The sequence below is a fragment of the Streptomyces sp. NPDC058279 genome (assembly GCF_042881255.1).
In the GTDB taxonomy this organism is placed as follows: Bacteria; Actinomycetota; Actinomycetes; order Streptomycetales; family Streptomycetaceae; genus Streptomyces.
In genome coordinates this window covers 13,823-32,413 of the sequence record NZ_JBHVYA010000010.1, presented here as the reverse complement: position 1 = coordinate 32,413, position 18,591 = coordinate 13,823, and the positions used below count along the sequence as shown (strand labels likewise).

Sequence of the window (18,591 nt, the reverse complement as noted above, 5' to 3'; positions counted from 1 at the left end):
TCTCCGACGGATCAGGCCCGGGTCCGGCCCGCCCGGCCCGCCGACCCTGATCCGTCGGACACCCCCTAGCCTGGGAAAGCCGCCGCACCACCGACCGACCGACCACCCTGGGGGACCGACCATGGCCGCAACGACTGCCGGGAGCGCCGAAGGCGACCCCCAGCGCGTCCTCGTCGTCGACGACGAGCCGGCCGTCCGCGAGGCCCTGCGCCGCAGCCTGGCCTTCGAGGGGTACGCGGCGCAGACCGCCGTCGACGGGCTCGACGCCCTCGACAAGGCGGCCGCGTACGCCCCCGACCTGATCGTCCTGGACATCCAGATGCCCCGCATGGACGGTCTCACCGCGGCCCGCCGGCTGCGCGCCTCCGGCAGCACCACCCCCATCCTGATGCTGACCGCCCGCGACACCGTCGGCGACCGCGTCACCGGCCTCGACGCGGGCGCCGACGACTACCTCGTCAAACCCTTCGAGCTCGACGAGCTCTTCGCCCGGGTCCGCGCCCTGCTGCGCCGCAGCGCCTACGCCGCCCCCGCGCCCGGCGGCGCACCGCCCGAGCACACCCTGACCTTCGGCGACCTGCGCATGGACCTCACCACCCGCGAGGTCGTCCGCGCCGGCCGGCCCGTGGAGCTGACCCGTACCGAGTTCACGCTGCTGGAGATGTTCCTCTCCCACCCCCGCCAGGTCCTGACCCGCGAGCAGATCCTGAAGACGGTCTGGGGCTTCGACTTCGAGCCCAGCTCCAACTCCCTCGACGTGTACGTGATGTACCTGCGGCGCAAGACCGAGGCCGGCGGCGAGCCCCGTCTGGTGCACACCGTGCGCGGCGTGGGATACGTACTGCGCGCGGGCGAGAGCGGACCCGAATGAGCCCGGTCGCCCGGTTCCGCGGCCTGCCGCTGCGCTCCCGGTTGGCCCTGTTGGTGACCGTCGCGGTGGCGGTCGCCGTGGCGGCCGTCGCCGTCGTCAGCTGGTTCATGGTCCGTACCCAGCTCGGCGACCAGCTCGACAGCTCCCTGCGCTCCACCAACGCCAGCGCGCAGGCCAACCAGACGCTGTCCGAGGTCGGCTGCCGCGAGAAGGTGCCGGGCGCCATCGTCAACAACCTGAGCGCCCAGGTGCAGATCGTCCTGCCCTCGGGCGGCCGGTGCTGGGTGGACGGCAAGAACACCCTCCCGGTGACCGGGTACGACCTCCAGGTCGCCCAGGGCCGGCGCGGGGCCGTGCTGTACGACGGCCGTACCACCGAGGGCACCCCGGTACGGGTCTACACGCAGCCGGTGAACGTCAGCGGGCCGGTGGGCGGCACCGTCGCCATCTCGGTCGCCAAGCCGCTCGCCGACATCGACCGGCCGCTGTCCACTTTGGCCTGGGTGCTGCTGTTCGTCTCCGGCGTCGGTGTCGTCGGCGCGGGCGTGGCCGGGCTGTGGGTGGCCCGGACCGGTCTGCGGCCGGTCGACGAACTGACCGGCGCGGTCGAGCACATCGCGCGCACCGAGGACCTGACCGTACGGATTCCCGACGACGGCGACGACGAGATCGCCCGCCTGTCGAGGTCGTTCAACTCGATGACGGCGGCCCTCGCCTCCTCCCGCGACCGCCAGGCGCAGCTCATCGCGGACGCCGGGCACGAGCTGCGCACCCCGTTGACCTCGCTGCGCACCAACATCGAACTGCTCGCGCGCAGCGAGGAGACCGGCCGCGCCATCCCGGCGCAGGACCGCAAGGAGCTGCTGGCCTCGGTCAAGGCGCAGATGACGGAGCTGGCCGCGCTGATCGGCGACCTCCAGGAACTGTCCCGGCCGGACGCCGCGGCCCACGTACGGCTGGAGGTGGTGGCCCTGCACGACATCGCGGAGACGGCGCTGTCCCGGGCCCGGCTGCGCGGCCCCGAGCTGACCTTCGGCTCCGAGCTGCGGCCCTGGTACGTACGGGGCGAGGCGGCCGCGCTGGAGCGGGCGGTGGTCAACCTGCTGGACAACGCGGTGAAGTTCAGCCCGCCGGGCGGCGTGGTGGAGGTGGCGTTGCGGGCGGGCGAGCTGACGGTACGGGACCACGGGCCCGGTGTCCCGGCCGACGACCTGCCGTACGTCTTCGAGCGGTTCTGGCGTTCCCCGTCGGCCCGCGCCCTGCCCGGCAGCGGGCTCGGCCTGTCCATCGTGGCGCGTACGGCGCAGCGGGCGGGCGGGAGCGCCGAGCTGCGGGCGCCGGCGGACGGCGGGCCGGGCACGGAGGCGGTGCTCCGCATCCCGGGGGCGCCGACCCCGCCGCCCGCTCGGCCGGCGCCGTCAGTTGTGCCGGATCAGTGAGGCGACCAGGCCGGCGCGGGTGTTCGGGAAGTCCATCGGGACGATGCCGAGGCCGGTGCGGCCCGCCGTCTCGGCCCCGTCGACGAAGGCGTGGACCTGCGGGTTGAGCCGGTCGGAGTTCCAGCGCGGCGGCATGTACGCGGAGGTGCTGGTGTAGTTCACGAACAGCTTGCCGGGCTGTTGGACGGCCCGCCGGAACTGGTCCTCGATCTTGCCGCGTTTGGCGAACGGCTCCGCGTTGTAGTCGTCCTGGATGTCGAAGACGTTCCCGTCGCCGTAGCGCGGGCCGGGCAGCCCGCCGTTGTCGGCGAGCAGCACCACCTTCCCGCGCGCCTGGCCGAGCGAGCCGGGCAGGGCGTCGGCGATCCGGAACAGCGGGCGCCAGCCCCGGTTGTCGAGGTAGTCGTCGAAGACGGCCCGGAAGGTCGCGTCGCTCTCGGTCGAGTACTCCTGCTTGACCCGCATCAGCACCGTTTCGGAAGGGTGCGCGGCGAGGAAGTTCCCACAGGCCACGAGGACGTCGCCGAACATCAGGTCCTGGAAGAAGGCCGCGTGGTGGATCGCGAACGATCCGCCGGTGACCCGGCAGCGGACGTCGAGGAAGCGGATGCCGGAGTCGAGTTGCTGCGCGATCGAGGTGTTCTGGCAGGCGACGTAGAGGCCCCCCTTGGTGGCACCCGAGTCGTGGGTGCCGGGGAGGGTCATCCGCTGGAGGGGCGTGGAGTCGGCGAGGCCGGCCATCCAGTCCTGGGTGCCGAGCGCGGCGCCGGCCGTACGGGCGGAAAAGGTACGGGCGGAGAAAGTACGGCCGGAGCGGGCACGCGCCGTGGCCGGCGCCGTACCGGCCGCGGCCGGGGTCGCCGCGCCCAGTGTCAGCGCCGCGCCCGCCCCGGCCGCCAGCGCCCCCGTGAGAAATGCCCGCCGATCCAGTGCCATGCCCGCCCCTTTCCGGTCCAGTGGTCGGACCGGAGTATGGCGTGCGGGAGCGGCCTTTACTACCCGTCGGTACGGGTCATCTTTCGAGCAACTCGGCCATGGCGCGCAGGCCGTGGGCCAGCTCGCGCCCGTTCGGCGCCTGCCCGGGGTCGGTCAGGGCCTGCACCATCACCCCGGTGAGCAGCGCCAGGTGCACCGACCCGAGGCCCCGTACGTCCTCCTCCGCCACCACCTCCTCCGCGACGCCCCGCAAGTGGGCGGCGACCATCCGGCGCGAACCGCGCTGGGCGGCGGCCAGGGTCGCGAGCAGCTCGGGCGAGGACTGCGCGTGCACGAACGCCTCGATGGAGGCGATCCACAGCCAGCGCGTCTCGCCGAAGTCCGCGATCTTGCGGTCCCACATGTCGGCGTAGCGCTGCGCGGCGGTGTCCCCCTGACCGTCCAGCCGACCGGCCGCCGCCGACCACTCGTCCATGGCCGCGAACAGCGCCTGGTCGAGCAGGGCCTCGCGGGAGCCGAAGTGGTAGCCGATCGCCGCCATGCTCACCCGCGAGGCGGCGGCGATGTCCCGCACGGTGGTGCGCAGGTACCCCTTCTCCTCCAGGCAGCGGCGCGCTCCGGCCAGCAGGTCCTCGCGATTTCCCATGCCGGGATGGTAGCCGCGCCCCCGCTTGGGCAACCGCCCAAGACGTACGTATTGCGCGGTCGCCCAAATCCTGGCAGGGTCGTACCCGTCACCACAGGACACCCGAGGAGAGCGGTAACCATGCGCCACGAGCTGACCGTCGACGGCCGCGCCCTGTCGTACCTGGACTTCGGCGGCCCCGGCCGCCCCCTGCTCGCCCTCCACGGCGGTATGTCCGAGGCCCTCGCCTTCACCGGCCTCGCCGAGTCCCTCGGCGCCGACTGGCGGGTCATCGCCCCCGACCAGCGCGGCCACGGCGACTCCGACCGGGCCCCGCACTACCGGCGCGAGGGCTACGTCGCCGACGCCGTCACCCTGCTGGACCACCTCGGACTCGACGCCCCCGTACCCCTGCTCGGCTACTCCCTCGGCGGCCTCAACGCCCTCCACCTCGCCGCCGCCCACCCGAGCCGGATCAGCGCGCTGATCGACGTCGACTGCGGCGTGGAGGTCAACCCCGGCGGGAACGAATGGATGGCCTTCCTCCACACCATGCGCTACACCGCCCCCACCCGCGAGGAACTCCTCGACGCGGCCGGACCGGTCGGTGCCCGGTTCGTCGAGCAGGCCCTGCGCCCGCTCCCCGACGGCGCCGGCTGGCGGCTCCCCTTCCACCCCCGGGACATGCTCGACTCCGTCGAGTCCTGCCGCGGCGACCACTGGGACGCCTGGCTCGGCAGCGCCTGCCCCGCCCTGCTCGTCCACGGCACCCGCAGCCGGTCGCTCCCGCAGGGGCAGGCCGACGCGATGGTCGCCCGGCGGCCGGGAACCTCGTACACGCCGCTGGACGGCGACCACTTCGTGCCCTTCACCGACCCGCAGGGGTTCCACAAGGCCGTCGGGACGTTCCTGGCCACCCTGTGACCGCCCCCTCCGCCGGCCCATGACGAGAAAGGGGCGGCGGGCCGCCCGGCCCACCGCCCCTTCTCGGGCTACCCGCCCCCGTCACCGACTACTTGACGACGGTGATCCGGTCCGCCGCCGGCGGGGCGATCGGGGCCGCCGCCGAGGACTTGTTCAGGTACGCGTTGAAGCAGTCCAGGTCGGAGGCGCCGACCAGCTTGTTCGTGTGCTCCTTGAGGACGGTGAAGCCGTCGCCGCCGCCCGCGAGGAACTCGTTCATCGCGACCCGGTAGGTCTTCGCGGGGTCGATCGCGGCGCCGTTCAGCTTGACCGAGTCCACGACGACGCGGTCCGCGCCCGCCTTCGTCAGGTCCAGGGTGTAGGTGAAGCCCTTCGAGACCTGGAGGATCTTCGGGTTCGGCCCGTTGACCGGTCCGGAGACCTGCTGCTGGAGCGCGGTGATCAGCTGGGCGCCGGTCAGGTCGACCACGTTCATCATGTTGGTGAACGGCTGGACGGTGTACGACTCGCCGTACGTCACCACCCCGTCGCCCTCGCTCCCGGCGGCCTTGTAGGCCAGGTCCGCGCGGATGCCGCCCGGGTTCATGATCGCGAGCTGGGCCCCGCCCTTGTCGGCCGGCGCGAGCGCCTCCAACTGCGCGTCGGCGATCAGGTCACCGAGCGGCTTCTCCGGCGCCTCCGAACCGCGGCCCGGCACGTCCGCCGAGATGTAGCCCTCGGGGCGGTTCGCGATCGGGGCCGCGAGCGCGTTCCAGCGCTGGATCAGCTCGGTCATGTCCCCGGCCTTCGGCACGTCCCGGCTGACGACCTTCTGGACCGGCTTCGGTGCGGCGGCCGGCTTACGGACGATGTCCTTGGTCTGCCGGTCGTAGGTGAGGGTGGTGTCCGTGAACAGCCGGCCGTAGGAGGCCGCCGAGGTCACCGTGCGCGGGTTGCCCGCCGGGTCGGGGATGTCGCAGGAGTACGCCTGGTGGGTGTGGCCCGTCACCAGCGCGTCGACCTTCGGGTCCACGTTCTTCGCGATGTCGACGATGGCACCCGAGATGCCCGCGCCCGCGCCGGGCACGTCGCAGTCGTAGTTGTACGCGCCGCTCGCGGGCAGACCGCCCTCGTGGATCAGCGCGACGATCGACTTCACGCCCTGCTTGTTCAGCTCGTTGGCGTACTTGTTGATCGTCTCGACCTCGTCACCGAACTTGAGGCCCTTGACCCCGTCGGCGGTCACCACGTCCGGGGTGCCCTCCAGGGTCACACCGATGAAGCCGATCTTCACGTCCCCCTTCTTCCAGATGAAGGTGGGCGAGAGCAGCGGACGCTTGGTCTTCTCGTCCGTCACATTGGCCGCGAGGTACTGGAACTCCGATCCACCGAAGGTCTTGCCGTACTCGAAACAGCCCTCGACGGGGTGACAACCGCCGTACCGCATCCGGCGAAGCTCGGTCTTGCCCTCGTCGAACTCGTGGTTGCCGACGCTGGTGACGTCCAGCTTCAGCTTGTTCAGCGCCTCGATCGTCGGCTCGTCGTGGAACATGCCGGACAGCATCGGGCTGGCGCCGATCATGTCACCGGCCGCGGCGGTGACGGAGTACTCGTGCCCCTTGCGGGCCTCGCGCAGCGCGGTCGCCATGTACTCGATGCCACCCGCGGGTATGGCCTTGGTCGTGCCGTCGGCCTGGCGTTCGCTCACGGTGCCGGACGAGCCCTGCGGAGGCTCCAGCGTGCCGTGGAGGTCGTTGAACGACAGCATCTGCACGTCGACGGTACGGCTCTTCGCCGCACCGCCACCGGCGGCGGCACCGGCCGGCAGTGCGGCGGCGACCATCGCGCCGGCCCCGGCCGTGAGCGCGAGGGCGGAGAAGGCCAACCGGCGGAAGCTGCGGTGCCGTTGTGGCGTCGCTGACATGTGGTCCCCTTTGTGGACAGCGATACGACTTGGGAGGTCCGCCGAAGCCTAAGGTCAACGCGCGTAGCGTGTCAGGCCCTAATCGGTTACGGGCAGGTTGCGGTCGTACCGTGGAGTCATGACTGACGCAGCAGCGGCCCTTGAGCCGGGACGGCAGATTGAGATCCTCGACGAACTGACGGAGGAACAGGCCGACGCGGTACTCGCCCTGATCGCGGACGCGGCGCGGAGCGACGGCACCACCGCCGTGTCCGAACAGGGCCGGCTCCAACTCCGCGGCGGACGCCGCGAGGGCATCCGGCACTTCCTCCTCACCGACAAGGGACGGCTCGCCGGATACGGGCAACTGGAGGACACCGACCCGGTGGAGGCCCCCGCCGCCGAACTCGTCGTGGACCCCTCACTGCGCGGCCGCGGCCACGGCCGCGCCCTCGGCTCCGCCCTGCTCGCCGCATCCGGCAAGCGGATCCGCGTATGGGCGCACGGCGGCAAGTCCGCCGCCCGCCACCTGGCCCAGGTACTCGGCCTCACCCTGTTCCGCGAACTGCGCCAGCTGCGCCGCCCCCTCGGCCCCGACGCGCCGCCGCTGCCCGAGGCGGTCCTGCCGCCCGGCGTCACCGTCCGCACCTTCGTCCCCGGCGCCGACGACGCGGCCTGGCTCGCCGCCAACGCCGCCGCCTTCGCCCACCACCCCGAACAGGGCTCCCTGACCCAGCGGGACCTCGACGACCGGACGTCACAGCCCTGGTTCGACCCCAAGGGCTTCTTCCTCGCCGAACGCGACGGCGAGCTGATCGGCTTCCACTGGACGAAGGTCCACGCCGACGAGCGGCTCGGCGAGGTCTACGTCGTAGGCGTCCGCCCCGGCGCCCAGGGCGGCGGCCTCGGCAAGGCGCTCACCGCGATCGGCCTGCGCCACCTCGCCGAGGCCGGCCTGCCCACCGCCATGCTGTACGTCGACGCCGACAACCCGGCCGCCCTCGCCGTCTACGAGGGCCTCGGCTTCACCACCCACGAGGTGGACCTGATGTACCGCACGGAGAGCTGAGCCGAGCCGCGCCGCGCCGGCGCACGCGGTACGGGCCCCGCACGCCCGGGGCCCGTACCGCACGCCGGGGCGGACGCCGCCGGCCGCGTACGGCGCCGCGCGCGGCCGGCGACGTACTCGTGCGCCAGGCGGACCCGGGAAGCCATGCGCCATTCACCGCGCATTAAGCAGCGCTTGCCAGTCTCCCCCCATGCACCCCCGACTCCGACTGACGGCCGACCCGTCCGACGCGCCTGTCCTTCCGCTCGCGCGGAAGAATGGAGTCATGAGCCACCAGCCCAGCGCAGGCCCCACCGAGGTCCCCGCCCAGCACCCGTCTCACACGTCCCCCGCGGCGAAGGCGCGCATCGGCTCCATAGCCGCGCACCGCCCCCACGTCGACCTCGCGCCGGATCTCGCGCCCGATCTCGACTCCGACCCGGACGCCTACGACGGCAAGGACGGCGACGAGCTGCCCGCCGGGCGGTTCCTCGACCGGGAACGCAGCTGGCTCGCCTTCAACGAGCGGGTCCTGGAGCTCGCCGAGGACCCGGCCACCCCGCTGCTGGAACGCGCGAACTTCCTCGCGATCTTCGCGAGCAACCTGGACGAGTTCTTCATGGTCCGCGTCGCCGGCCTCAAGCGCCGCATCGCGACCGGCGTCGCCACCCGTTCGGCCTCCGGCCTCCAGCCCCGCGAAGTGCTGGACCAGATATGGACCCGCTCGCGCGAACTCATGGCCCGGCACGCCGCCTGCTACCAGCAGGACATCGCCCCACAGCTCGCCGAGGAGGGCATCCACCTCATCCGGTGGCCCGACCTCACCGAGAAGGAGCAGGCCCGGCTCTTCACCCTGTTCCGCAACCAGATCTTCCCGGTGCTCACCCCGCTGGCCGTGGACCCCGCGCACCCCTTCCCGTACATCTCCGGCCTCTCCCTGAACCTGGCCGTCGTCGTGCGCAACCCCGTCAGCGGCCACCGCCACTTCGCCCGCGTCAAGGTCCCGCCATTGCTCTCCCGGTTCCTGGAGGCATCGCCGCAGCGCTACGTCCCGCTGGAGGACGTCATCGCCGCGCACCTGGAGGAGCTCTTCCCCGGCATGGAGGTGCTCGCGCACCACATGTTCCGCGTCACCCGCAACGAGGACCTCGAAGTCGAGGAGGACGACGCCGAGAACCTCCTCCAGGCCCTGGAGAAGGAACTCATGCGGCGCCGCTTCGGCCCGCCCGTGCGCCTGGAGGTCGAGGAGTCCATCGACCCCGGCGTCCTCGACCTGCTGGTACAGGAGCTAAAGGTCACCGCGGCCGAGGTGTACCCGCTGCCCGGGCCGCTGGACCTCACCGCCCTCTTCGGGATCTCCTCCCTGGACCGGCCCGAGCTGAAGTACCCGAAGTTCATCGCCGGCACCCACCGCGACCTCGCCGAGGTGGAGTCCGCGTCCGCACCCGACATCTTCGCGGCGCTGCGCGAGCGGGACGTGCTGCTGCACCACCCCTACGACTCCTTCTCCACCTCCGTCCAGGCCTTCCTGGAACAGGCCGCCGCCGACCCGGACGTCCTCGCGATCAAGCAGACGCTGTACCGGACCTCCGGCGACTCCCCGATCGTCGACGCCCTCATAGACGCCGCCGAATCCGGCAAGCAGGTCCTCGTCCTCGTCGAGATCAAGGCCCGCTTCGACGAGCAGGCCAACATCAAGTGGGCGCGCAAGCTGGAGGAGTCCGGCTGCCACGTCGTCTACGGCCTCGTCGGCCTCAAGACCCACTGCAAGCTGTCGCTCGTCGTCCGCCAGGAGGGCGACCAGCTGCGCCGCTACTCGCACGTCGGCACCGGCAACTACCACCCCAAGACCGCCCGGCTCTACGAGGACCTCGGCCTGCTCACCGCCGACCCGCAGGTCGGCGCGGACCTCTCCGACCTCTTCAACCGGCTGTCCGGGTACTCACGGCGCGAGACCTACCGCCGGCTGCTGACCGCGCCCAAGTCGCTGCGGGACGGGCTCATCGCCCGCATCGACAAGGAGGCCGACCACCACCGGGCCGGCCGGCCCGCGTACGTCCGGCTCAAGATGAACTCAATCGTCGACGAGGCCCTCATCGACGCCCTCTACCGGGCCGCCCAGGCAGGCGTGCCCGTGGACATCTGGGTCCGCGGCATCTGCGCCGTGCGACCCGGGGTCCCCGGGCTGTCGGAGAACATCCGGGTCCGCTCGATCCTCGGCCGCTTCCTGGAACACTCCCGGGTCTTCGCCTTCGGCAACGGCGGCGAACCCGAGGTGTGGATCGGCAGCGCCGACATGATGCACCGCAACCTCGACCGCCGCATCGAGGCACTGGTCAGGGTCACCGACCCGGCCCACCGCGCGGCACTGGACCGGCTGCTGGAAACCGGGATGTCCGACGACACCGCCTCCTGGCACCTGGGGCCGGACGGCGAATGGACCCGACACAGCACCGACTCCGAAGGCCAGCCGCTGCGGCACGTACAGGAGACGCTCATAGACGCCCGGAGGCGCCGGCGTGGCTCAGCCAAACCATGACCTTATGACGGGGACCGGGTCGGGAACGGGGACGGGGACGGGGACGGCGGGCGATGTGCTCGGCGGGTACCTGCGCTCCCAGGCCACCGCCTTCCTCCGCGCACTGCGCCTTTACGAGGAGGGCGCGACGGGCGGGACCGGTCCCGCCGAGGAGGGCGACGCGGCGCGCGGCCTGCGGGGGGCCGCGCGCCGCATCGCCTCCTCCCTGACCACCTTCCGCGCCGTCGCGGAGTCCTCCTGGGCGGACGGGCTGCGCACCGAGCTGGTGTGGCTGTCCTCGACCCTGGCCGACGAGCACGCGCACGCCGCCCGGCTGGCCCGGCTGATGGAAGCCCTGCACCGGCTCTCGGGCGCCTCGGAGGTCCCCGCGCCACGCGGTGGTGCCGGGTCGCTGACGGTGGGCTCCGCGCGGGCCGGCGCGCTGCTGGAGCGGCAGCTCACCCTGGCACGGACACGGGCCCACTCGGCGACCCTGTCCGCGCTGGGCTCCTCCCGCTTCCACGCGGTCGCGGACGCGGTGGCGGTCCTCGCCTCGGAGGTGCCGCTGGACCCGGTCGCGGCGCGGGGGCGGGTCGAGGACGTACTCGTACCGTTGGCGGATGTGGCGCGGGCCCGGCTGGACGCGGCGGTGGCGGCGCTGCCGCCGCGGCACTCGCCGTACTCCGCGCAGGACGACGGCGCGTGGCACGAGGTGCGGCGACTGCTCCGGGTGCACCGGTACGCGCGGGAGGCGCTGGGCGGGGAGGTCGCCCGCCTGGTGGCCGCCGGCGAGGCTCTGGACCGCCACCGCGACGCGTCGGAAGCCGCGGCCGCCTCCGCGACGGCGGCCCGCACGCCGCGCATCGCCCCGACGACGGCCTACGCCCTGGGCGTTCTCCACGCGGACCAACGCCACGCGGTCGAGGCGGCCCGCCACGCCTTCGAATGCCTGGCCCCTTTCTGACGCCGCCCTTTGACGCACCCCTCGCCGGCAAAATCCAGCCCCGCCGGCGATTGAGGCGCGGGGCGTGGGGTGGAGCCCCGCACAGCCCGGCGCAGCCGGGGCCGCTCGCGCAACGGCGCCGCACCCGGCACCGTCCCGGCCCCGCCGCGCACTCGGCACCCCGGCCCGGCCCGGCCCACCGGCAGCCGCCCCGGACGGGCGAATTTCGGCCACCCCACACCCCCACCCCGACGGCCAGGACCAGGTCACGACGGCATAACGTGCGGGTAACGTCCCGTTACGCCCAGGTGCAAACCCCCCCAACCGCACCGGGCCGTCCGCCATGGTTCACCCCCCGTTCACCAACCCCCGTCGACCGCGTCACCTGTTCTGCCTAATTTCAGTACCGCACGGTGCGAGCCGAACCCGGGCCCGACCCCCGGCCAGCACCACCACCACCCCGCAGTCCTCTTCGCACGCCGCCCCGACACAGAAAGCGGCCGGCGGCTTCTGGAAGGAACACCCGAAAGTGAAGCTTCAGCGCAAGAGCATGCTTCGTGCCTCCGCCCTCGGGGCGCTCGTCGTATCCGGCGCCCTGGTCCTCACGGCGTGCGGCTCGGACGACAACACCAAGGCCGACTCCTCGGCGAGCGGCAAGGCCTCCGCGCCGGCCGCCGGCGACATCAAGTGCGACGACGCCAAGGGCAAGCTGCTCGCCTCGGGCTCCTCCGCCCAGAAGAACGCCGTCGACCTGTGGGTGAAGGCGTACATGTCCGCCTGCTCCGGCGTCGAGGTCAACTACAAGTCGTCCTCCTCCGGCGAGGGCATCGTCGCCTTCAACCAGGGCACCGTCGGCTTCGCCGGTTCCGACTCCGCCCTGAAGCCCGAGCAGGTCGAGGACTCGAAGAAGGTCTGCACCGGCGGCCAGGGCATCAACCTGCCCATGGTCGGCGGCCCCATCGCCATCGGCTTCAACGTCGCCGGCGTGGACAAGCTGAACCTCGACGCCCCGACCCTCGCCTCGATCTTCAACGACAAGATCAAGAAGTGGGACGACGAGGCGATCAAGAAGCTGAACCCGGGCGTCACGCTCCCCTCCACCGCCATCCAGGCGTTCCACCGCTCCGAGGACTCCGGCACCACCGAGAACCTCGGCAAGTACCTCAAGGCCACCGCACCCGACGCGTGGACCTACGAGGCCGCGAAGAAGTGGCCGGCCCCCGGCGGCCAGGCCGCGTCCGGCTCCGCCGGTGTCGCCTCCCAGGTCAAGGCCGTGGACGGGGCGATCGGCTACTTCGAGCTCTCCTACGCCGCCTCGCAGAACATCAAGACGGTCGACATCAACACCGGCGCCTCCGCCCCGGTGAAGGCGACCGCCGACAACGCCTCCAAGGCCATCGCCGCCGCCAAGATCGCCGGGACCGGCTCCGACCTGGCGCTTAAGCTCGATTACACGACCAAGGCCGACGGCGCGTACCCGATCGTCCTGGTCACCTACGAGGTCGTCTGCGACAAGGGGAACAAGGCGGAGACCCTGCCCACGGTGAAGTCCTTCCTGACCTACACCGCCTCGGACTCGGGCCAGAAGGTCCTCTCCGACAACGGCTACGCGCCGATCCCGGCCGAGATCAACACCAAGGTCCGCGAAGTCGTCAAGTCGCTGTCCTAGGCCCAGGCGCGGAACGCGCGACCCGTCCGCTCGGGTCGCCGTACGCGCGGGCCACGCACACGTGAGTCGCTGAACGCGTGAGCCCCTGGGTGCGGTGTCCGGTCCCCGTCCGGACCGGACACCGCCCCCAGGGGCCCCTCCCCTCCACCCGCGGAGGGGACCCCCGGACGAGGTCCGGGGAGGATCCGGTGCACCGCCGCCAGGGGGCCCGCCCCCGCCCAGACCGGAAAGACCATGGCTTCCACCACACCCACCCCGCTCGACACGGCTCCGCCGGTCACCACGAGCGCAGGATCCACCGGCCGCGCCGGTGACAAGATCTTCGCCGGGCTCTCCAAGGGCTCCGGCATCCTGCTCCTGGTGATCATGGCGTCGATCGCCGTCTTCCTCACCTACCGCGCCTCGATCGCACTGTCGAAGAACGAGGGCAACTTCCTCACCACCTTCGACTGGAACGCGTCGGCCAACCCGCCCGTCTTCGGCATAGCCGTCCTGCTCTTCGGCACCGTCGTCAGCTCGATCATCGCGATGGCCATCGCGGTTCCGATCGCCGTCGGCATCGCCCTGTTCATCTCGCACTACGCGCCGCGCAAGCTGGCCGCGCCCCTCGCCTACGTGGTCGACCTGCTGGCCGCCGTGCCGTCGATCATCTACGGCATCTGGGGCGCCCTCTTCCTGGTCCCGTACCTCGGCGGCCTCAACCTCTGGCTCGACGAGTACCTGGGCTGGACCTACGTCTTCGACAAGACCCAGGTCGGCGTCGCCCGCTCGCTCTTCACCGTCGGCATCCTGCTCGCGATCATGATCCTGCCGATCGTGACGAGCGTCAGCCGCGAGGTCTTCCTCCAGGTCCCGCGCATGAACGAAGAGGCCGCCCTGGCCCTCGGCGCGACCCGCTGGGAGGTCATCCGCATGTCGGTGCTGCCCTTCGGCCGCTCCGGCGTCATCTCCGCCTCCATGCTCGGCCTCGGCCGCGCGCTCGGCGAGACCATGGCCGTCGCCACCGTCCTCTCCCCGAGCTTCCTGATCTCCGGCCACATCCTGAACCCGGGCGGCGGGACCTTCGCGCAGAACATCGCCGCGAAGTTCGACGAGGCCAACGAGTTCGGCCGGGACGCGCTGATCGCCTCCGGTCTGGTCCTCTTCCTCCTCACCCTGCTGGTCAACGGTGGAGCTCGCATGATCATCGCCCGCCGCAAGGAGTACTCGGGGGCGAACGCCTGATGAGCCACACGATCCAGGACCAGCGGCCCGCCCGGGCCCCCAAGTCCGCCGCCCCCTCCGGGCTGACCCGCGGCGGCCTGCCCCGCTGGGCCCCGGCCGGCATCGCCGCCCTCTCGGTCGCCCTCGGCTGCGCGATCGGCGCCGTCCTCGGCCTCCAGAGCAAGATCCAGTGGGGGCTGCTCGCCGCCCTGCTCTTCGTCACCGTCACCTACCTCGCCAGCTCGGTCGTCGAGAACCGCCGCCAGGCCAAGGACCGGGTCGCGACCTCCGCCGTCTGGGTCTGCTTCCTCCTCGCGGTCATCCCGCTGCTCTCGCTGATCTGGACCACCGTCAGCCGCGGCATGAACGCCCTCGACGGCGACTTCCTCAGCCACTCGATGAACGGCATCACCAGTTTCGAGAAGGGCGGCGGCGTCTACCACGCGCTGCTCGGCACCCTCGAACAGGTCGCCCTGGCCACCGCCATCGCCGCGCCCGTCGGCCTGTTGACCGCCGTCTACCTGGTCGAGTACGGCCGGGGCCCGCTCGCGAAGGCCGTGACGTTCTTCGTCGACGTCATGACCGGCATCCCCTCCATCGTCGCGGGCCTGTTCATCCTCACGACCTGGAACCTGATGCTCGGCTTCGGCCCCTCCGGCTTCGCCGGTTCGATGGCCCTGTCGATCCTGATGATGCCCGTCGTGGTCCGCTCCACCGAGGAGATGCTCAAGCTCGTCCCGAACGAGCTGCGCGAGGCCGCCCTCGCCCTCGGCGTGCCGAAGTGGCGCATGATCCTCAAGGTCGTGCTCCCCACCGCCATCGGCGGCATCGCCACCGGCGTGACGCTCGCCGTCGCCCGCATCGCCGGCGAGACCGCGCCGATCATGCTGCTGGTCTTCGGCACGCAGCTCATCAACGGAAACCCCTTCGAAGGTGCCCAGTCCTCGCTCCCGCTCTACATCTGGGAGCAGTACAAGGTCGGCAGTGAAGCCTCCTACGACCGGGCATGGGCCGCTGCCCTCGTCCTGATCGCCTTCGTCATGATCTTGAACCTGGTGGCTCGCGGCATCGCGCGCTGGAAAGCCCCGAAGACCGGCCGCTAGGTATCGACTATGCGGCTCCGCCGCGTGTGACCGCATGAAAGAGAAGTGACCCTCATGGCCAAGCGAATCGACGTCAGCGGCCTCTCCGCCTTCTACGGCAACCACAAGGCCATCGACGACATCTCGATGACCGTGGAGCCGCGCTCCGTGACCGCCTTCATCGGCCCGTCCGGCTGCGGCAAGTCCACCTTCCTGCGCACCCTCAACCGCATGCACGAGGTCACCCCGGGCGGCCGCGTCGAGGGCAAGGTGCTGCTGGACGACGAGAACCTGTACGGCCCGGGCGTCGACCCGGTCGCCGTGCGGCGCACCGTCGGCATGGTGTTCCAGCGCCCCAACCCCTTCCCCACCATGTCGATCTTCGACAACGTGGCGGCGGGCCTGCGGCTGAACGGCAGCTACAAGAAGTCCGAGCTGGCGGGCATCGTGGAACGGTCCCTCCAGGGCGCCAACCTCTGGAACGAGGTCAAGGACCGCCTGAACAAGCCCGGCTCCGGCCTCTCCGGCGGTCAGCAGCAGCGCCTGTGCATCGCCCGCGCCATCGCGGTCGAGCCCCAGGTCCTGCTGATGGACGAGCCGTGCTCCGCGCTCGACCCGATCTCCACCCTCGCCATCGAGGACCTGATCGGCCAGCTCAAGGAGCGCTTCACGATCGTCATCGTGACGCACAACATGCAGCAGGCGGCCCGCGTCTCGGACCGCACCGCCTTCTTCAACCTCGCCGCGGTCGGCCAACCCGGCAAGCTCGTCGAGATCGACGACACGGACCGGATCTTCTCCAACCCGTCCGTCCAGGCCACCGAGGACTACATCTCGGGCCGCTTCGGCTAGAGCCGGACCCCCGCGGATGTACCGAACGTCCTGCGGTGCTGCATGGCGGTGCCACCGCAAGGCGAAAGGGCCGGCTCCCCCTGGGTGGGGGGAGCCGGCCCGCTTTCGTACCGACGAGGGCGTCAGCCGACGAAGGCCAGGTCCACGACCCAGAAGCACAGCGCGGCGACCATGGCCGCCGCCGGCATCGTGATGAACCAGCCGAGGATGATGTTCTTCGCGACGCCCCAGCGGACCGCGTTGACCCGCTTGGTCGCGCCCACACCCATGATCGCCGAGGTGATCACGTGCGTGGTGGAGATCGGCGCCTGGTACAGGTACGAAGCCGTATACATGATCGACGCGCCGGTCGTCTCGGCGGCGAAGCCCTGCGGCGGATCCAACTCGATGATCTTGCGGCCGAGCGTGCGCATGATGCGCCAGCCACCCGCGTACGTACCGAGCGACAGCATCACCGCGCAGGCGAACTTGACCCACACCGGGATCGGGGCGGCGGCCGACTGCACATCGGCGATGACGAGCGCCATGACCACGATGCCCATGGTCTTCTGCGCGTCCTGGAGACCGTGACCGAGGGCCATCGCGGCCGCCGAGACGGTCTGCGCGATACGGAAACCGCGCTTGGCCTTGTGCGGGTTGGAGCGCCGGAACATCCACATGATCGCGACCATCACCAGGTAACCCACGATGAGGCCGACCACCGGTGACAGGAACATCGGGATGACGACCTTGTCCAGCACCCCGCTCCAGATGACGCCGATCCCACCCGCCAGCGCCGCCCCGACCATCCCGCCGAAGAGGGCGTGCGAGGAGGACGACGGCAGGCCGAAGTACCAGGTGACGAGGTTCCAGATGATCGCCCCGACCAGCGCGGAGAACAGGATCCACATGCCCCGGTTGCCCTGCGGCGTCTCGATGAGCCCCTTGCTGACCGTCTTGGCCACACCGCTGCCCAGGAAGGCACCGGCCAGGTTCATCACGGCGGCCATCGCGAGCGCGGCACGCGGGGTCAGCGCCCGCGTCGAGACCGAGGTCGCGATCGCGTTCGCCGAGTCGTGGAAGCCGTTGGTGTACGTGAAGCCGAGCGCGACACCGATGGTCACGATCAGCGCGAAGGTGTCCACGAGGTTCAGGACTCCTTGACCGCGATGGTCTCCACCGTGTTCGCGACGTGCTCGAACGCGTCGGCGGCCTCTTCCAGCACGTCGACGATCTGCTTGAGCTTCAGCACCTCGATGGCGTCGTACTTGCCGTTGAAGAGCTGGGCGAGCAGCTTGCGGTGGATCTGGTCGGCCTGGTTCTCGAGACGGTTGACCTCGATCCAGTACTCGGTCAGGTTGGTCATGGTCCGCAGGTGCGGCATGGCCTCGGCGGTCAGCTCCGCCGCCCGCGCCAGCACCTCGATCTGCTGCTCGACGCCCTTGGGCAGTTCCTCCACGTTGTAGAGGACGACCAGGTCGACCGCCTCTTCCATGAAGTCCATGATGTCGTCGAGGCAGGACGCCAGACTGTAGATGTCCTCGCGGTCGAACGGCGTGATGAAGGAGGAGTTCAGCTGGTGGAAGATCGCGTGCGTGGCGTCGTCCCCCGCGTGCTCCGCAGCCCGCATCCGCTCCGCGATCTCGGCCCGGGCGGCGGTGTCCGCTCCGAGCAGTTCCATCAGGAGCTTCGAGCCCGTGACGATGTTGTCCGCGGATGCGGCGAACATGTCGTAGAAGCTCGTCTCCCTGGGGGTCAGACGAAATCGCACGTGAGGTCCTCGGGGTGCATTGGATTCGGTCAGGCTGATGCTAGGCGCATCCCCCGGCCACGGCTAACCGGCGGTTCACCAGTGTCCTCCATCAGGCACAGTGGGGAGCAAGGACCCCCGCCCCCTCGGGCGCGGCCCGGTATCATATACCCATGAGGGGTATATACCCCCCCCTCGTCCGGACCACGGGAGGACGCATGACGACCATCGAGGCGGAAGGCCCCGGAGCCGGCGGGGTCGCCGCGGCGCCCGTCCACGGCTACCACCACCAGAAGGACGAGCACCTCAAGCGGCTGCGCCGGATCGAGGGGCAGATCCGCGGTCTCCAGCGCCTGGTCGACGAGGACGTCTACTGCATCGACATACTCACCCAGGTCTCGGCGAGCACGAAGGCGCTCCAGTCCTTCGCGCTCCAGCTGCTGGAGGAGCACTTGCGGCACTGCGTCGCGGACGCGGCCGTCAAGGGCGGGACCGAGATCGACGCCAAGGTCGAGGAAGCGACGAAGGCGATCGCCCGCCTGCTGCGCACCTGATCACCACCCACGGGCCCGGCGGCCGACCGCCGCCGTCGGCCACCCCACGACTCCCGAGGTCCGGGGTCCGGGGTCCGGTCCCGAGGGCTCAGGGCGCGATGCCCATCAGCACTTCGTCGATGCGGTCCTGGCTCAGCCGGTCCTCGGCCGCCGCCGACGCCGCGATGATCAGCTCACCGCACAGCTCGATCTCGGCAAGCGCCACGTGGTCCTGCACCGTCGTACCGCACACGGGAGTCACGCGTGTCACCTCTCTCTGCCGCTCTCTTGCCGACCGGCTTCCCAGCCTAGGGAGCGCCCCTCGTGGTGCGCATGA

General features: G+C 71.1%; 17 protein-coding genes. 11 read left to right on the top strand and 6 right to left on the bottom strand.

All coding sequences use genetic code 11. The features are described 5' to 3' along the window. Positions 1–121 precede the first annotated feature (121 nt). Together ACFVXJ_RS20030 and ACFVXJ_RS20025 are read left to right on the top strand one after the other, a co-directional pair. Positions 122–871: a response regulator transcription factor gene (locus ACFVXJ_RS20030; RefSeq protein WP_389663315.1), complete on the top strand. Its 750-nt coding sequence runs from the start codon at positions 122–124 to the stop codon at positions 869–871. Continuing rightward, positions 868–2,310: a sensor histidine kinase gene (locus ACFVXJ_RS20025; RefSeq protein WP_389663313.1), complete on the top strand. Its 1,443-nt coding sequence runs from the start codon at positions 868–870 to the stop codon at positions 2,308–2,310. Before ACFVXJ_RS20030 ends, ACFVXJ_RS20025 begins: the two co-directional genes overlap by 4 nt. Here ACFVXJ_RS20025 and ACFVXJ_RS20020 read toward each other — a convergent pair. Both ACFVXJ_RS20020 and ACFVXJ_RS20015 read right to left on the bottom strand, forming a co-directional pair. Further along, the gene (locus tag ACFVXJ_RS20020; RefSeq protein ID WP_389663311.1) at positions 2,290–3,246 is read right to left on the bottom strand and encodes a phosphatidylinositol-specific phospholipase C; all 957 of its coding nucleotides are present in this window, start codon (positions 3,244–3,246) and stop codon (positions 2,290–2,292) included. The two genes, ACFVXJ_RS20025 and ACFVXJ_RS20020, sit on opposite strands and share 21 nt — an antisense overlap. 76 nt (positions 3,247–3,322) lie before the next feature. Further along, positions 3,323–3,892 (bottom strand): TetR/AcrR family transcriptional regulator, encoded by a 570-nt coding sequence (locus ACFVXJ_RS20015; protein ID WP_389663310.1) that lies wholly within the window; start codon positions 3,890–3,892, stop codon positions 3,323–3,325. Between the two features lie 120 nt (positions 3,893–4,012). Between ACFVXJ_RS20015 and ACFVXJ_RS20010 the strand changes: the two genes are divergently transcribed. Further along, positions 4,013–4,795 carry an alpha/beta fold hydrolase gene (locus ACFVXJ_RS20010; RefSeq protein WP_389663308.1) on the top strand — a complete coding sequence of 261 codons (783 nt, stop codon included), beginning with the start codon at positions 4,013–4,015 and terminating at the stop codon, positions 4,793–4,795. Positions 4,796–4,883: 88 nt separating this feature from the next. Here the strand turns inward: ACFVXJ_RS20010 and ACFVXJ_RS20005 are convergent, their stop codons facing one another. After that, positions 4,884–6,698 (bottom strand): bifunctional metallophosphatase/5'-nucleotidase, encoded by a 1,815-nt coding sequence (locus ACFVXJ_RS20005; RefSeq protein ID WP_389663306.1) that lies wholly within the window; start codon positions 6,696–6,698, stop codon positions 4,884–4,886. Positions 6,699–6,816: 118 nt separating this feature from the next. On the opposite strand from ACFVXJ_RS20005, the gene mshD reads away from it, so the two are divergent. The 7 genes from mshD (at position 6,817) to pstB (ending at position 15,992) form a co-directional block, all read left to right on the top strand. Then, positions 6,817–7,746 carry a mycothiol synthase gene (mshD, locus tag ACFVXJ_RS20000; protein ID WP_361314416.1) on the top strand — a complete coding sequence of 310 codons (930 nt, stop codon included), beginning with the start codon at positions 6,817–6,819 and terminating at the stop codon, positions 7,744–7,746. Positions 7,747–8,011: 265 nt separating this feature from the next. Continuing rightward, positions 8,012–10,264 carry an RNA degradosome polyphosphate kinase gene (locus ACFVXJ_RS19995; RefSeq protein ID WP_389663304.1) on the top strand — a complete coding sequence of 751 codons (2,253 nt, stop codon included), beginning with the start codon at positions 8,012–8,014 and terminating at the stop codon, positions 10,262–10,264. A 4-nt stretch (positions 10,265–10,268) separates the two neighbouring features. After that, a complete protein-coding gene (locus ACFVXJ_RS19990) occupies positions 10,269–11,207 on the top strand; it encodes a CHAD domain-containing protein (RefSeq protein ID WP_389663302.1) in 939 nt (312 codons plus the stop codon). A 508-nt stretch (positions 11,208–11,715) separates the two neighbouring features. Then, entirely contained in the window at positions 11,716–12,855 is a 1,140-nt protein-coding gene (pstS, locus tag ACFVXJ_RS19985; RefSeq protein ID WP_389663300.1) for a phosphate ABC transporter substrate-binding protein PstS, read from the top strand. A gap of 234 nt (positions 12,856–13,089) precedes the next feature. Then, on the top strand, positions 13,090–14,079 hold the full coding sequence (gene pstC, locus ACFVXJ_RS19980) for a phosphate ABC transporter permease subunit PstC (RefSeq protein WP_389663298.1): 990 nt from the start codon (positions 13,090–13,092) through the stop codon (positions 14,077–14,079). After that, positions 14,079–15,161 carry a phosphate ABC transporter permease PstA gene (gene pstA / locus ACFVXJ_RS19975; protein WP_389663296.1) on the top strand — a complete coding sequence of 361 codons (1,083 nt, stop codon included), beginning with the start codon at positions 14,079–14,081 and terminating at the stop codon, positions 15,159–15,161. Before pstC ends, pstA begins: the two co-directional genes overlap by 1 nt. 54 nt (positions 15,162–15,215) lie before the next feature. Beyond that, on the top strand, positions 15,216–15,992 hold the full coding sequence (gene pstB, locus ACFVXJ_RS19970) for a phosphate ABC transporter ATP-binding protein PstB (RefSeq protein ID WP_389663294.1): 777 nt from the start codon (positions 15,216–15,218) through the stop codon (positions 15,990–15,992). Positions 15,993–16,114: 122 nt separating this feature from the next. Here pstB and ACFVXJ_RS19965 read toward each other — a convergent pair whose 3' ends face one another. Next, positions 16,115–17,116 carry an anion permease gene (locus tag ACFVXJ_RS19965; RefSeq protein WP_389663292.1) on the bottom strand — a complete coding sequence of 334 codons (1,002 nt, stop codon included), beginning with the start codon at positions 17,114–17,116 and terminating at the stop codon, positions 16,115–16,117. A gap of 5 nt (positions 17,117–17,121) precedes the next feature. Further along, positions 17,122–17,742 (bottom strand): DUF47 domain-containing protein, encoded by a 621-nt coding sequence (locus tag ACFVXJ_RS19960; RefSeq protein ID WP_136213688.1) that lies wholly within the window; start codon positions 17,740–17,742, stop codon positions 17,122–17,124. Between the two features lie 197 nt (positions 17,743–17,939). Between ACFVXJ_RS19960 and ACFVXJ_RS19955 the strand changes: the two genes are divergently transcribed. Continuing rightward, positions 17,940–18,275, top strand: a complete 336-nt coding sequence (locus ACFVXJ_RS19955) for a metal-sensitive transcriptional regulator (RefSeq protein WP_329196972.1) — start codon at positions 17,940–17,942, stop codon at positions 18,273–18,275. A gap of 88 nt (positions 18,276–18,363) precedes the next feature. Here the strand turns inward: ACFVXJ_RS19955 and ACFVXJ_RS19950 are convergent, their stop codons facing one another. Beyond that, on the bottom strand, positions 18,364–18,516 hold the full coding sequence (locus ACFVXJ_RS19950) for a hypothetical protein (protein ID WP_389663623.1): 153 nt from the start codon (positions 18,514–18,516) through the stop codon (positions 18,364–18,366). Positions 18,517–18,591: the final 75 nt, after the last annotated feature.

Bases quoted from the DNA above. Each gene is read 5' to 3' on its own strand.
- ACFVXJ_RS20030 (WP_389663315.1), top strand. From the start codon at position 122: ATGGCCGCAACGACTGCCGGGAGCGCCGAAGGCGACCCCCAGCGCGTC.
- ACFVXJ_RS20025 (WP_389663313.1), top strand. From the start codon at position 868: ATGAGCCCGGTCGCCCGGTTCCGCGGCCTGCCGCTGCGCTCCCGGTTG.
- ACFVXJ_RS20020 (WP_389663311.1), bottom strand. From the start codon at position 3,246: ATGGCACTGGATCGGCGGGCATTTCTCACGGGGGCGCTGGCGGCCGGG.
- ACFVXJ_RS20015 (WP_389663310.1), bottom strand. From the start codon at position 3,892: ATGGGAAATCGCGAGGACCTGCTGGCCGGAGCGCGCCGCTGCCTGGAG.
- ACFVXJ_RS20010 (WP_389663308.1), top strand. From the start codon at position 4,013: ATGCGCCACGAGCTGACCGTCGACGGCCGCGCCCTGTCGTACCTGGAC.
- ACFVXJ_RS20005 (WP_389663306.1), bottom strand. From the start codon at position 6,698: ATGTCAGCGACGCCACAACGGCACCGCAGCTTCCGCCGGTTGGCCTTC.
- mshD (WP_361314416.1), top strand. From the start codon at position 6,817: ATGACTGACGCAGCAGCGGCCCTTGAGCCGGGACGGCAGATTGAGATC.
- ACFVXJ_RS19995 (WP_389663304.1), top strand. From the start codon at position 8,012: ATGAGCCACCAGCCCAGCGCAGGCCCCACCGAGGTCCCCGCCCAGCAC.
- ACFVXJ_RS19990 (WP_389663302.1), top strand. From the start codon at position 10,269: ATGACGGGGACCGGGTCGGGAACGGGGACGGGGACGGGGACGGCGGGC.
- pstC (WP_389663298.1), top strand. From the start codon at position 13,090: ATGGCTTCCACCACACCCACCCCGCTCGACACGGCTCCGCCGGTCACC.
- pstA (WP_389663296.1), top strand. From the start codon at position 14,079: ATGAGCCACACGATCCAGGACCAGCGGCCCGCCCGGGCCCCCAAGTCC.
- pstB (WP_389663294.1), top strand. From the start codon at position 15,216: ATGGCCAAGCGAATCGACGTCAGCGGCCTCTCCGCCTTCTACGGCAAC.
- ACFVXJ_RS19955 (WP_329196972.1), top strand. From the start codon at position 17,940: ATGACGACCATCGAGGCGGAAGGCCCCGGAGCCGGCGGGGTCGCCGCG.